The organism is Streptomyces sp. NBC_00459 (assembly GCF_036013955.1).
Classification (GTDB): Bacteria; Actinomycetota; Actinomycetes; order Streptomycetales; family Streptomycetaceae; genus Streptomyces.
Map to the genome: position 1 here is coordinate 105,644 of NZ_CP107903.1, position 13,830 is coordinate 119,473.

8 protein-coding genes are annotated in these 13,830 nt (G+C 67.9%); 1 reads left to right on the forward strand and 7 read right to left on the reverse strand.

The features are described 5' to 3' along the window. Positions 1 to 191: 191 nt before the first annotated feature. The 7 genes from OHN74_RS00440 to OHN74_RS00470 form a co-directional block, all read right to left on the reverse strand. Complete coding sequence (locus OHN74_RS00440; RefSeq protein WP_327692462.1) at positions 192 to 2,192, reverse strand: ricin-type beta-trefoil lectin domain protein; 2,001 nt, start codon at positions 2,190 to 2,192, stop codon at positions 192 to 194. Between the two features lie 88 nt (positions 2,193 to 2,280). After that, complete coding sequence (locus tag OHN74_RS00445) at positions 2,281 to 3,099, reverse strand: carbohydrate ABC transporter permease (protein WP_327692464.1); 819 nt, start codon at positions 3,097 to 3,099, stop codon at positions 2,281 to 2,283. 85 nt (positions 3,100 to 3,184) lie between these two features. After that, positions 3,185 to 4,096, reverse strand: a complete 912-nt coding sequence (locus tag OHN74_RS00450) for a carbohydrate ABC transporter permease (protein WP_443060325.1) — start codon at positions 4,094 to 4,096, stop codon at positions 3,185 to 3,187. Positions 4,097 to 4,127: 31 nt separating this feature from the next. Further along, positions 4,128 to 6,185, reverse strand: a complete 2,058-nt coding sequence (locus OHN74_RS00455) for a beta-galactosidase (protein ID WP_327692466.1) — start codon at positions 6,183 to 6,185, stop codon at positions 4,128 to 4,130. Positions 6,186 to 6,278: 93 nt separating this feature from the next. Further along, on the reverse strand, positions 6,279 to 7,589 hold the full coding sequence (locus OHN74_RS00460; protein WP_327692467.1) for an ABC transporter substrate-binding protein: 1,311 nt from the start codon (positions 7,587 to 7,589) through the stop codon (positions 6,279 to 6,281). A gap of 550 nt (positions 7,590 to 8,139) precedes the next feature. Beyond that, complete coding sequence (locus OHN74_RS00465) at positions 8,140 to 9,168, reverse strand: LacI family DNA-binding transcriptional regulator (protein WP_327692468.1); 1,029 nt, start codon at positions 9,166 to 9,168, stop codon at positions 8,140 to 8,142. A 274-nt stretch (positions 9,169 to 9,442) separates the two neighbouring features. After that, positions 9,443 to 11,245, reverse strand: a complete 1,803-nt coding sequence (locus OHN74_RS00470) for an RICIN domain-containing protein (RefSeq protein WP_327692470.1) — start codon at positions 11,243 to 11,245, stop codon at positions 9,443 to 9,445. Between the two features lie 477 nt (positions 11,246 to 11,722). Here OHN74_RS00470 and OHN74_RS00475 point away from each other — a divergent pair, with 477 nt between their 5' ends. Beyond that, complete coding sequence (locus OHN74_RS00475; protein WP_327692471.1) at positions 11,723 to 13,723, forward strand: DUF4978 domain-containing protein; 2,001 nt, start codon at positions 11,723 to 11,725, stop codon at positions 13,721 to 13,723. The last annotated feature ends 107 nt before the right edge of the window (positions 13,724 to 13,830 follow it).

Genomic DNA, 13,830 nt, shown 5'->3' on the forward strand with positions numbered 1-13,830 from the left:
CCGCGGCTTCGGCACGTACGGGGTGGGAGGTGCGCGGGGGGTGAAGGCCATCCGGAGAGGCCCCGGGCCGTGTGCCCGGACCGCATACGCCGGCGACGCTGCTGCGGAGCGGGCGCCGGCCGGGTGCCCCGAAGGTGATGGCGTCGCCCGCCCGGCCGGCGTCTGTGCGGGTCAGGGCCCTGTCGCGGGGCTCAGGCGAGGGTCCACTTCTGGTTGGCCGCTCCGGTGCAGGTCCAGAGAATCAGCTTGGTGCCGTTGGCGGTTGCCGCGCCCGAGGCGTCCAGGCACAGGCCCGAGACGTTGTTGGTGAGGGTGCCGTCCGCGTGGGCGGTCCACTTCTGGTTGGTGCCGCCCGTGCAGTCCCAGATGATGACCTTGGTGCCGTTGGCGGTGCCGCCGCCGTCGGCGTCGAGGCACTTGTTGCCGTAGATCACCAGCTCGCCCCTGGATGTCTGCCGGAGGGTCTGGTTACGGCCCCCGGAGCAGTCCCACAGCTGTGCCTGGGTGGCGTTGACGTAGGTGTTCTTCTCGATGTCGACGCAGCGGCCCGAGGCGGTGCCGGCGAGGGCGGTGCCGTCGGTGCCGGGGATGCCCTGGACGCGCAGGGCGTCGATGTCGGGTGCGGCGCCGCCGGAGACAGCGGCGAATCGCACCGTGTTGGTGCCCTTGGCCAGGTGCGCGAGGACGGACACGGTCCGGTAGGTGGTGGCGGAGCCGGTCGGCGGGAGGGAAACGACGTACGGGTACTGGCCGTTGACCTGGACGGTGGCCTTGCGGCTGGTGGTGGCGCCGTTGGCGTAGGTGATGTCCACCAGCTTGGTGCCCGCCGACGAGGCGGTGACGCCGGTGAACGTCGGGGTGGTGGCGGTGGTGGTGTCCTCGTACGTCGTGCCGGGGGCCTCGGTGCCGGAGACGGTCAGCAGGACCGCGTCGTTCGCGGGGACGGCGGTCGTGTAGCCGGTGGCGAACGAACCGGCGTCGGTGCGGGTCCAGGCGTTGCGCACGGTCGCGGTGGCCGGGGTCAGGCCGAGGTCGGCCCAGCGGACGGTGATGTTCGCGGCGGAGTCGGTGCGGTTGAACAGCAGCACCGCGCGCTTGCCGGTGCCGGAGAGCACCTTTCCGTACACCTGCAGATTGCGGGTGTCCTCGGCGACCTTGACGCCCTGCAGGCCGCGCGTGTCCTGGTCGATGGCGAGGACCTCGGGGTTGGTGAGGATGTCGCGGGTCTCCGGGGTCATCGTGGCCACGTTGTTGCCGGCCAGCAGCGGGGCGCCGGAGATCGACCACAGGCTCATGTGCAGCCGGTTGCGTGCGGCGGTCATGCCGTTCAGGCCGACCATCAGCATGTCGGGGTCGTTGTAGGAGCCGGTGTGCTGGGCGGCGGGCTGCAGTGCCTGGTCGAAGTTGCGGTACATCTTGGCCAGGCCCGGCGTCTCCTTGTAGAAGAGGACGTCGTCGCTGGTGCGCCACAGGTCGCCGTGTCCGGTCGCCCAGTTCCAGGGCAGGCCGGTGCCCCACTCGCAGAAGGACAGCACCAGCTTGCGGCCGGTCACCGCCGACGCGGCCTCGTTGGCGGCGGAGATCTGCTTGTACTGGGTCTCCTGGTCCAGCTTCTCCACCCGGCCGCCGCACCAGTCGATCTTGACGTAGTCGAAGCCCCAGCGCTGGAAGGTCTCCAGGTCCTGCTGGTAGTGGCCCTCCATACCGCTGTTGGGGGTGGCGGGCCTGGTGGTGGGGTAGTAGTAGCCGCAGCCCTGCTTGCCCGCGTCGGTGTAGATGCCGGCCTTCAGACCCTTGCCGTGGAGGTAGTCGGCGATCGCCTTCATACCGCCGGGCCACAGGTTCTCGTCGACGACGATGTTGCCGTTCGCGTCACGGGCGCCCTGCCACCAGCCGTCGTCGAGGTTCACGTACTTGTAGCCGGCCGCCGCCATACCGGAGGAGACCAGGGCGTCGGCCTGCTGCTTGATCACGTTGTGGTCGATGCCGCTGAAGAAGCTGTTCCAGGACGCCCAGCCCATCGACGGCGGGGTGACGTCCGTCTGACTGGTACTCACTGCAGCCGGTACGACGGACAGCGGAACCGCCGGCTCCTGGTGGTCGAGGGAGGCCAGACCCGCGACCACGAGTCCGGCCGTGACGAGCTGGGCGGTGAAGGGTCTGGTCCGACTACGGGCATGGGTAGGCAACATGTGGCTCTCCAGGGGAGGCGGAAAGGGTGGGGGCTTTCGCAGCGTGGTCCGCCCGGCCTGCGCCGCGCTGCACCTCGCGTGTCAGGGCTTACTTCATTCCGGTGGTGGCGATTCCCTTGACGAGGTAGCGCTGGCCGACGAGGAAGACGACGAAGACCGGGATCAGCGTGACGACCGACATCGCGAACAGCGATCCCCATGAGGCTCCGCTGGTGGCGTCAACGTAGTTGCGCAGGGCCACCGGTGCCGTCTGCAGTTCCGGCTTGGTCAGGTAGATCAGCTGGCTCAGGAAGTCGTTCCACGTCCAGATGAAGGTGAAGATCGCGGTGGTGGCCAGGGCCGGCACCGAGATCGGGAGCAGGATGCGGAAGTAGATGCGCCAGTACCCAGCTCCGTCGATCTTGGCCGCCTCGTCCAGCTCGGTGGGCAGACTCCGGAAGAACTGGACCATCAGAAAGATGAAGAAGGCGTCCGTGGCCAGGAACTTGGGGACGATCAGCGGAAGGAACGTGTTGACCCATTCGATCTTCGAGAACATCACGTACTGCGGAATGATGAGGACGTAGATCGGCACCATGAGGGTCACCATCATCATGCCGAAGAAGAACGCACGTCCACGGAACTTCAGCCGCGCGAAGGCATAGGCGGCCATGGAGCAGCTGACCAGGTTGCCGAGCAGTGCCCCGAGCACGACGATCGCCGAGTTCAGGAGGTACAGGCCGAACGGGTGGGAGAGTGCGCTCCAGCCGTCGGCGTAGTGCCCGAAGTCGGTCGTGGTCGGCAGCAGTGAGGGATCGCGGAAGATCAGGGCGTCGGGCTTGATCGAGCTGGCGATCATCCACAGCAGCGGGTACACCATCACGAGCCCGAAGGCGATCAGCACGGCGTGCTTGAGTAGCGCGCGCATACGGGCCGCCCGCCTGCGGCGTTGTGCTACGGGCGACAGGACAGAGCCGGGCGAGGGAGCGGTTGCGGCCTGCATGGGTGTCATCTCACTTACCGTCACCGTAGAACACCCATCTCTTGCTGAAGTAGAAGTTGACGGCGGTCAGGGCGCCGACGATCACCACGAGCAGCCACGCCATGGCGGAGGCGTAGCCCATGTGGAGCCGGCCGAAGCCCTCGTCGTACAGGTACAGCGAGTAGAAAAGGGTCGAGTCCGAGGGCCCGCCCGTCCCGCCGCTGACGACGAACGCCTGGGTGAAGGACTGGAAGGAACTGATCACCTGGAGCACCAGGTTGAAGAAGATGATCGGGGTCAGCAGCGGCACCGTGACGTGCCGGAACTGGTGCCAGCGGCCGGCGCCGTCGAGCGCGGCGGCCTCGTAGTACTGCTCGGGGATCTGCCGCAGCCCCGCCAGGAAGATCACCATGGACGAGCCGAAGGTCCACACGTGCAGGACGACGAGGGAGTACAGGGCGGTGTCGGGGTTGGAGATCCAGCCGGGCCCCTGGACACCGAACAGTGCGAGGAACTTGTTCACCAGGCCGTCGATGCCGAAGACCTGCCGCCACAGGATGCCCACGGCGACCGAGGCGCCGAGGAGGGACGGTAGGTAGTAGACGGACCGGTAGAACGCCAGTCCCCTGATGCCCCGGTTGAGGACCATCGCCAGGGCGAGGGCGACCGCGAGCAGCAGCGGCACGCTGAGGACGACGTAAAGGAAGGTCACGCTCAGGGACTGGCGCAGGCGCGGGTCGTCGAGCATCTTGCCGTAGTTCTCGAAGCCCACCCACTGGGGAGAGCTCAGCAGGTTGTAGTCCGTCATCGAGAAGTACAGCGAGGCGATCATCGGGCCGAGCGTGATGCCGGCCATGCCGACGAACCACGGCAGAAGGAAGACCCACGCGGTCCGTTCTTCCTTTCTGGCCGCCTGGCTGAGGGGTTTGCGGAGCACGGTCATCGTCCTCGGGTTCTTGGAGCGGGATCGGGGTTCAGGAGTCGCTCGACGACGGCTCGGCCTGGCGCGGGGCGGCCGAGGTGCTGCGTACGACGGCCACGTCCGCCGCGTCGAGGAAGAGCGTCTCCCCGGCCTCCAGTTGGCGCCCGGTGATCAGGTCGGTGCCGGAGCGGTCGAGGGTGACGGCCACCTCGTCCTGCCGGTGGTTGAGCAGGAACAGGTACGTGCTCGTCTCCGTCCGCCGCTCGGTGACCTCGACTCCCCGAGGTGCCTCGTGCACGGGCAGCACGTCCGCGCGGTCCAGAACGTGTCGCACCAGCTCTTCGAGGGCGTCGTCGTCCAGACGGGTACCGATGTACACGGCGCGGCCCAGGCCGAGGTCGTGCTCGACCACCGCGGGCCTGTCGGCGAGATGGCCCCCGCGGTAGGTGGCGAGCGGTCGGGCGGTCTCCGTCACGAGGTCGTCCTGCCAGCGGGAGGCGGTCGCGGAGAATCCGTCCAGCGCGGAGTGGCCCGCCCCCTGGACCGGGACGGTGGCTCCGTCGGGCAGCGGGGAGAACTCCTGGACGTGCGCGCCGATGACCTCGCGCAGGGCACCCGGGTAGCCGCCTTCCACGATCCGGTCGTCCTCGTCGACGATCCCGGAGAAGCAGGAGACGACGAGATGGCCGCCGTCCGCCACGAACTTCCGTACCGCCGCGCTCTGCTGACTAGTCATCAGGTACTGATTGGGGATCACCAGGACGCGGTAAGGCGACAGGTCGCCGTCGAGGGTGACGACGTCGACGGCGACCTGGCTGTTCCACAGGGCACGGTGGTGACGGGCCACGGTGTCCCGGTAGTCGAAGGCGTTGTCCGGGTGGGCGCAGCCCTCCACGGCCCACCAGTTCTGCCAGTCCCACACGATCGCGACCTGTGCGGCGGTCCGTGCCGTGGCGACCTCGTCGACGGTCCGCAGCTCGTTGCCGAGCGCCTTGACCTCCTGCCAGGTCCGGGTGTTCTCACCGCCGTGCGGGAGCATCGCCGAATGGAACTTCTCCTGCCCCTGGCGTGAGGCCCGCCACTGGAAGAACATCACCGCGTCGGAGCCGTGCGCGACGGCCTGGTAGGAGCCCAGGCGCATCCGGCCCGTCTGCTTGACCTGGTTGTTCTTCCACTGGCTCACCGCGCCTGCCGCCTGTTCCATCAGCATCCAGGGACGGCCGCCTCCGAGTGAGCGCATCAGGTCGTACTGGAAGGCGGCGACGGCCATCGCGTCGGGCTTTCCCGGGTCGGGGTAGCAGTCGAAGGCGACGACGTCGAGTTCCTTCGCCCAGCGGTGGCTGTCGGTCAGCCGGCACTGGAAGAAGTTGGTGGTCGCCGGCACGTCGGGCGTGATCCCGTGGAGCAGGTCGCGCTCCTGCGTGACGAGTTCCAGCAGAAGGTCGGAGGTGAAGCGGGAGAAGTCCAGCTCACGGGAAGGGTTGACCCAGCCGCGTACGGGCTTGGGCAGGTGCACCTGGGACCAGTCGCTGTAGCGCTGGCTCCAGAACGCCGTGCCCCACCGGTGGTTGAGTTCGTCCAGGGTGTCGTAGCGCTGCCGCAGCCAGGTGCGGAAGCGGTCGTCGCACAGTTCGCAGAAGCAGTCGGAGTGGTACTCGTTGCCGATGTGCCACATGGCCAGCCCGGGATGCTGACCGTACCGCTCGGCCAGCGCGGTGGCGATGCGTCGGCTGCGGTCCCGGTAGACCGGGGAGGAGGGGCAGAGATGTCCTCTGCTGCCGATGCCGTGCCGCACTCCCTGCCGGTCCACCGACAGGGTTTCGGGGAAGTCGGTGGCGAGCCAGGGCGGCGGCGCGGCGTTCGGTGTCGCCAGGTTGACGTGGATGCCGTTCGCCCACAGCAGGTCCATGATCTCGTCGAGCCAGGCGAAGTCGAACCGGCCGTCGGCCGGCTCCAGCACGGACCAGGAGAAGACGCCGAGGCTCACCAGCCGCACGCCCGCGGCGCGCATGAGCCGGACGTCCTCCTGCCACACCTCCCTCGGCCACTGCTCCGGGTTGTAGTCCCCGCCGTAGACGACTCCCGGCAGTCGACGGCCAAAGGTGTTCATGCGCGAATCGTGCGCGCGCGGGTCGTTCATGCGTGGATCGGACACGGCGGGTGACTCCTTACCGATGCGCTCCTGCGACGGGCGGCTGACTGCTCAGAGCTCGGACTTGATCTCGGAGATGAACTTCTCGGCCGCCTCCTTGGGCGACAGCCGCTTGAACAGCACGTCCTCGTTGAGCCGCTGGAAGATCTCGGGGACGGCGGGCCCGGCCTCCGCGTTGGGAATGTGCAGGGCGGTCGGCTTCAGGGAGTTGACCCGGCCCAGGTAGTCGGCGATCCGCTTCTCCGCGGGGGACAGCTCCGGCGTGATCGCCTTGAGCACGTCGGGGTTGTTGGGAACACCGCGGTCGAACTTCTGGATTTTGCCCGCCTCGGGCGAGTTGACCAGGAAGTCGAGCAGCTCCGCGGCCTCCTTGGGGTGTTCGGTCCGCGCGGAGGCGCCGAAGAAGATGCCGGGCTTGGTGTAGGCGCCGACCTGGGAGGCCCCGCTCTCCCCGGGGAAGAGGAGCAGCCTGGCCTCGCGTCCGCTGGCGCCCTCGAGCGCGCCGAGCTGGGTGACGGACACGTCGGTCATGGCCGCCTTGTGCTGGGCGACCAGGCTCTGTTCGACACCGGCTCCCGACGACAGCGCCTCGACCGCCGCGTCCGCGCTGGTCGTGCCGCCGCTGTCGCGCAGCTTGACGACCCATTCCCAGTAGGCGGCCACGGTGCCCTCGGTGAACCCGATCCGGCTGCCGTCCTCGGTCCAGTAGTCCTCGCCGTGCTGTCGCAGCCAGGTCCCCAGGTCGTTGGGGTAGAGCGGCATCACCGTGCCGACCAGACCCTTCGTTCTAGAGACGGCCTGGGAGATCTTCACGTAGTCGTCCCACGACCACTTGGTGTCGTCCGGAAGGGGAACGCCGGCCTGCTTGAACACCGCCGGGTCCGCGGCGATGCCGAAGGCGCTGTCGCCGGCCGGGACGCCGTAGAGTCCGCCCTTCACGGTCGTCATCGCCATCGAGTTGGCGGGCAGCCTGTCCGTGTGCAGGACGTCCTTGACCTTCTTGAGGTCCATCAGCTGCCCGTTGTCGATGTACGAGTACATGAACGGGTCGGTGATCTGCAGGACGTCGGGCATGTCACCGGCGGCGGCCCCGGTCGACAGCTTCTTCCAGTAGTCGTCCCAGTTGGAGTACTCGGGCTGGACGTCGATGTCCGGGTGCTGCTTCTCGAACGCCGCGATGATCTGCTTGGTCATCTCGTGCCGGGAGTCCGATCCCCACCAGTTGAACCGGATGACGGTCCTGCCATCGCTGCCGGCGGAGTCTCCGGCGCAGCCCGCGGAGAGGACGAGGGCGAAGACCGAACAGGTCAGCCCGGCCGCGCGGAGTCGAGCGCGTCTGCCCGGACGGGACGAGTGGTTCATGGTGGGGCTCCTCTGCTGCCATCACTGGGCGGTGCGCCCAGACGGGGGATACGCCGTCTCGGGAAGTCGACGCAGGGCGTCGGCCGTCTCGCCGCGTGGCGGCCGACTGCACGACTGGGCTGCTTTGCTGGCCGCGAAAGTTACTTACGATCCGGTTGCCCGGGGTCGGCCCGGCTCATCGGATCCTGGCGGGCCGCAGCGGCTCTGACATTGGTTTTTATGAACGTACGCTGGAGCCTTGAGCCGGTGTGCCGAGCCGATCCGCGGAGTTGACCGCGAGTACCGTCCCGAGTTGATGGCTGTGTGCATCAGCAATAGTGAACGTTCACGCGGTGAGCGTAGTAATCGCCTACATCCCGGTCAAGACTTCTCCGCGTAACACTTGGGCCGTTGGTGCGACTTCACCACTTCCGGGAGGGGTGGGCGGAGGCGGAACGGACCGCGCGGGAGCATGCCGGGTCAACGTGTTCCCCGACGCGGCCGGGAGGTTCGGTGGTTTCCGTCCACCCGAACACCTCGTGCGCGACAGCCGATGGGTGGGGCCGACGGGTTACACGGCGTGGTTCGTCCTCGCCGGTCCGGACGACTCGCGCAGCACGAGACGGCAGTCGAGGTCCAGACGCAGCTCCGTCTCCGTCTCCTCGCGGATACGGGCGAGCAGGGCCCGCATGGCCCGCCTCCCCATGGCCTCACGGTCGAGGTCCACGGTGGAGATGGACGGATTGAAGTAAGCGGTGAACTCCTGGTTGTCCCAGCCGAAGACACTCACGTCCTCAGGGACGCGCCACCCACGGTCCTGGAAGCCGCGGATGACACCCATGGCGACGTCGTCGTTGGCGGCGAGCACCGCGGTGACGCCGGAGTCCGCCGAGAGCCCCCGGGCCGCTTCGTATCCGGACCGCACGGACCAGTCGCCGTCGATGACGGCGTAGTTCTCCAGGCCCCGATCGGCGACTGTCCGCAGATAGACCTCGCGTCGCTTGCGTGCCGACATCCAGTCCGTGCTGCCGGCGACATGGACGAAACGCCGATGGCCCAGGGATACGAGGTGATCGATGATCATGGCGGCCGGCTCACCGTCGGCCGTGATCCCGTGAGACCTCATCCGGTCGTCGTACTCGCCGATGACGACCGTAGGAGTCTGGTCCAGCCCCAGCTTCACCAGGTCGCCGATGGGGGTGAAGGTCAGGACCCCTTCGGCCTGGCCGGAGTCGAGCAGGGCGCGGACACGGTCGCCCCTGACTCGTTCGTCCCCTTCCAGGCCGACGATGTCGAGCAGGTAACCGGCCGCCTGTGCCTCGGCGGACGCTCCCCGCAGGATCTGCGAGGGCACGAAGGTCGTCATGGCGGGCAGGACCACGGTGACACGGTTCGACCTGCGGGTGCGCATCGACCGGGCCACCAGGTTGGGCCTATAGTCCAGGTCGGCCACGGCCCGCTCGATACGGGCGACGGTCTGCGGCTTCATGCCTCCGTTGCCCCGCAGAAAGCGCGAGACGGTCTGATGCGAGACACCCGCGTGCGCCGCGACGTCGAGAATAGTGGGACGCTTCCTGGACGGCGTCCTCGGCCGTCTCATGTCCCGCTCCGCTCTCTCCGGTCCCGTGTCCGCGTCCACCGTGCCGCCCCCCGCCGCATCTCAACGCCCACGCTCCGCACGCCCATCGGTACTGTACTGCCGGGTACGCCCTGGCAGGCCGGGGCCTTGGCCCTTGCCCTTCCGCCGGAGCCAGCCGCATCCGCCGGTCGGGACCGGCAGTTCGGCCGATCGTCCGGCCCGGTCGGCCGCATGCTTCCTGTCCTGGCCGTGCGGCCGGCCACCGGGTCCGCCGTCACCGGGCGGCACGCGTATTTCATGTCGGACCCTCAGTCCAGTGCTGGTTCGTGTGCGTCTCGTCGTTCCAGCAGGTGTACTGCAGCAGCCGCGCCCCGTCCGTCGTGAGGGCCCGGTCCACGTCGAGACACTTGCCGGAGTGGCGGGCGACGATCTCGACGTGGCCGCTGCCGATGTCGTTCAGCCGCCACTGCTGGCTGGTGCGACCGTCGCAGGTCTGCTGGACGATCGCGGCCTTGTCCGCCGTGGAGGAGCCGGCCACGTCCAGGCACAGTCCCGAGTGCCGGGAAACGAACCGGTAGTAGCCCGCGCCGAGTTCGTGCTGCCGCCACCGCTGGTCGTCGACGCGCGAGCAGCCCGCCTGTTCGATCTCGGCGCCGGCGGCGGTCGAGGAGGCGACCGCCTCTGCACACTTGCCCGAATGCCGGGCCTCAAGCGTCGTCGTGCCGGCCAACCGGGACAACTCCGACGAGAGCACGGGGGCGTAGAAGTCGGTGATCCCGGCGATGTTCGGATGTGTGCCGCTGCCACCGCTGCCCGGATAGCCGTCCACGAGTCCGTCGAAGGTGTACGCCACCCGTTGAGCGTCGACACGCGTGTCGAGCGCCGCGTCCCCGAACACGTCGGCCACCGCGACGCCCCACTTCTGGGCGGCCTGCAACTGCACCTGGCGCAGGGCGAGCTGGGTGTCCCAGTCACGCGAGCCCATCTTGTGGACGGCCACGTAGACCAGTTGGGCGGTCGGCCACTTCTGCCGCATTGTGTAGATGGTGGTTTCGAGTGCCCCGGCGTAGGTGCCGGGGTCGAGGGTGGCGGGGTCCTGGGAACCGCCGACCGCGCCGAGCTGGTAGGTGTGCGTGTCGTGGATCTCGATCGCGTCGTTCGTGCCGCCGTCGAAGACGACGAAGTCGGGCGCCTGCGAGCTCGCCGCCTTCACCTGGTTCAGGATCTGTCCACCGGTGGCGCTGGGCGCCGGTCCCACCGTCGCTCCGTTGCGTGCGTACTTCGTCAGCGTCATGCCCTCGCGTTCGGCGACGAAGTTCACGAAGCTGCGCGTGTACTGGTGCCCGTGGACGATGCTGTCGCCGAAGGCGTACACGGACGAGCCGGCGAGGGATCCGTGGGCGGGGTGCGCGGGCCGGGTCAGGCGGAAGTTGTCGATCGACTGCGCACCGGTGCCGTAGTAGTTGCAGGCGACGAGCTTCGCCAGGTTCTGTCCGGTGATGCTCCTGGTGGTGGAGACCAGGACCTTCGGCGCGGCTTCCTTGCTGGTGACCGTGTACTGGACCGTGCCGAGGGTGAAGTCCATGTGCAGGTCGACCGTGTACCACTTGGTCCGGTCGAAGCTGATCCTGGTCCAGGCGGGGTTGAGCGCGTCCGGGGCGGAGGCGGAGTCCGAGTCGGGGCCGGTCGCGGCGTGGCGGAACTCCGCGCCGGTCGCGGACATGCCGAAGACCAGGCGTCCGGCGCTGTCACGCAGTTCCAGGCCGGTCTTCATCCCGGTGCTGTTGATGGCCGTCTTCCAGTCGAACCGCAGGTCGAGCGTCTTCTCGTGGGTGATCGAGGACGTGAACGGCCGTACCGACGTGGTGTAGTCGCCCATGCCCTTCGTGACGTCCAGGACGCCGTTGCCGATGGCGGCCCCGACCGGAAACCCGAAGTTCGCGGGGTCCGTCTGAGCGTCGAACGTCTCGTTGACCAGCGTCGCGCCCGGCATCTCCACGGCGGAAGCCGCCGGAGCGGCGAGGAAGGCCGCGAGGAGCAGAATGCCGGCGGTCAGGGAGCCGGCCCGTCTTCGGGGCCCACGACCCGTTCTGCGCATGACCGTATACACGTGATCTCCCTTGATCTCTGGTGGTACCGACCGATGCCCGGCGGGGAGGAGAGGGCCCGGTCGTGACTCGGCCCGAGGACGTACAGAACAGCCACGAAGTACCGGGAGCGATGAGGCGTCCGGCGACAGCAGGGGCAACTTAGTGATCGTTCACCTGAGCGGTCAAGATGTATGCGGGTGATCGTTCACTACGCGAGGTCCCGACGATGCCACCGGATCCGACCTGCGCCGCCCCGCAACGAAACTCGCCCCGTCCACACCATTGACACGCAAGCGTTACAGCCAGTCTTATGTGCGCCATCGTTGGTTTCGGTCACCATCTGAACGCCAGGGCCCGCCGTCACCTGTCGGCTCGATCGCGCTGCGCCCGGCACCCCAGCTCCGAAGGTTCCTGACGGGCGCCGTCGAACCACATCGTGATCGTTCACTGTCCGGCAGGACTCCACCCGCCACGGAGGTAGCGCAATGAAGTCGAACACCAGCCCCTGGTCGCGCCGCAGATTCCTCGCCACGAGCGGGGCCGCGGCCCTCGGAGGCATGGCGCTGAACCTCGCCGGCGGCCTCCCGCGGGCCGCAGCGGCCGGCGGCGTGGTGTCCTACGTCGACACATCGAGAGCCACGTACGACAAGATCGTCCTGATGGTGGACGGCAAGCCCTTCTTCCACAGTGGCGTCCAGTTCCGGTACGAGAAGCACAAGTACACGTTCGGCTGGACGGACGCGCAGTTGAAGCCGGTGCTCGGGATGATCCGCGACGACGGGTTCACCGTGGTGAACATTCCGATCTGGTGGTCGCAGGTCGAGACCTCGAAGGACACCTTCGACTGGACCGAGATCGACCGCTACCTGGCCTGGTGCGGGGAGTACGGCCTCAAACTGGAACTCCTGTGGTTCGGCCACGAGTCGACAGGCGCCTCCCTCGCGCCGCGGATGCCGGCCTACGTGATGAACGACTACCAGTACGTGGTCAGGCCCGACGGCACCAGGCTGTCCCTGAACGGCAACCCCCTCCTGGACAAGACCGATCCGAACCTGCTCGCCAGGGAGAAGTTCGTACTCGGCCGGCTCATGACGCACCTCGCGTCCGCCGACACCGCTCACACCGTCATGGGCATCCAGGTGCTGAACGAACCGAACGTGGCGAACCAGCAGGGCGGTTCGTCCCTCGACCGGAGCTACAGCACCTCCAGCACCGCCCGCTGGAACAGCGGCGGGTACACCGACGCGTCGAAGTTCCGCAAGGACGTACTGCTGGACTACCTGACCCAGCTGGGACAGGTGATCAAGCAGTCTGAGCACTCGGTGTACACGCGGGTCAACATCGCCGGCAGCGGGGACACGGTGCCGGTCGCCGAGAACGAGGCCCTCAGGAGCCAGGGGACGTCGACCATCGACTTCTTCGGCAAGGACCCGTACTCCTCGAACCTCGACACGCTCTACAACTACGGGCAGGACGCCGTCTGGGCCCAGGGGAAGAACTTCCCCATGATCATGGAGAACTTCGGTGGCTCCCCGGCGGCGGACGTCGAGAAGTTCAACGGCATCGCCGGCAACACCGCCTTCAATCTCTATGCCTTCCTGGACCCGGATGCCGCCACGGGCAGCAGCAACCTCGGCCTGTACGACTTCAATCCCACCACCAAGGTCGTCACGCGCAAGGCCGTCTCGGACAAGGTCGCCCGGCTCAACCACGTACTGAACAAGATCCACAGGGACCTCGCCTCCAAGGCACCGGTGGAACGCGGCGGAACCAACCTGCAGACGTTCAACCGGAACGCGACCGCCTCCAGCACCACCACCAAGCCCCTGGGTGGCGTCAACATCACGTTTACGACATCGAGCGGTGCGCAGGCGTTCGGCGTCAGTCGCGGTGCGGCCGAGTTCGCCTTCACCAGCACGACCCAGGCCACGTTCACCCTGCCGGGAACCATCGGTGTCGTACGGTCCGTCGAGACCGGCCGGTACGACGCGAACGACACCTGGGTGAAGTCCGGCACCAAGGCGTACAACACCGTGTCCGGGGACACCGTCATCGCCCTGGCGGCCGGCGAATGCGTGCGGGTCACCCACCTCGTCAGCGGCGCGCGGTACAAGCTGAGGAACACGTCCTCGGGCAAGTACCTCGACACCGATGCGAACGGCGCGGTTGTGCTCGCGTCCGCGACCACCTACGACGACCAGGACTGGATCGTCACGAAGGACCCGTCCGGAGCCTGGACCATCAGGAACGCGCGCACCGGACGCCTCTACCTGGAAGCCGGCGCCGCCGACGACAGCGTCGTCTGGAACTCCGGCACCGTCGCCGACGCCTCGCTCTGGACCCTGGAAGGGGTCGCGGCAGGCGGGCTCCGTGCCAGGAACACCCGCACGGGAAGTGCCTACCTGTACGGGAACTCCGCGGACGAGGCGAAGTGGAACACGGGAACGCAGGACGCGAGCACGGTCTGGGAGTTCCAGCCCAGGTAGATCCCTCCCGCCGCCCCGCACTTCCGCCGCCCCCTCTCCGGCGAGGCCGCAAAGCAATCCGGGCAAGGCAGGCGATACAGGCGGGGCAGGGGACGACCCAAAGTGCT

Excerpts from the sequence above, each read along its gene's own strand:
- OHN74_RS00455 (WP_327692466.1), bottom strand. The coding sequence starts at position 6,185 with ATGAACACCTTTGGCCGTCGACTGCCGGGAGTCGTCTACGGCGGGGAC.
- OHN74_RS00450 (WP_443060325.1), bottom strand. The coding sequence starts at position 4,096 with ATGACCGTGCTCCGCAAACCCCTCAGCCAGGCGGCCAGAAAGGAAGAA.
- OHN74_RS00445 (WP_327692464.1), bottom strand. The coding sequence starts at position 3,099 with ATGCGCGCGCTACTCAAGCACGCCGTGCTGATCGCCTTCGGGCTCGTG.
- OHN74_RS00460 (WP_327692467.1), bottom strand. The coding sequence starts at position 7,589 with ATGAACCACTCGTCCCGTCCGGGCAGACGCGCTCGACTCCGCGCGGCC.
- OHN74_RS00440 (WP_327692462.1), bottom strand. The coding sequence starts at position 2,192 with ATGTTGCCTACCCATGCCCGTAGTCGGACCAGACCCTTCACCGCCCAG.
- OHN74_RS00470 (WP_327692470.1), bottom strand. The coding sequence starts at position 11,245 with ATGCGCAGAACGGGTCGTGGGCCCCGAAGACGGGCCGGCTCCCTGACC.
- OHN74_RS00465 (WP_327692468.1), bottom strand. The coding sequence starts at position 9,168 with ATGAGACGGCCGAGGACGCCGTCCAGGAAGCGTCCCACTATTCTCGAC.
- OHN74_RS00475 (WP_327692471.1), top strand. The coding sequence starts at position 11,723 with ATGAAGTCGAACACCAGCCCCTGGTCGCGCCGCAGATTCCTCGCCACG.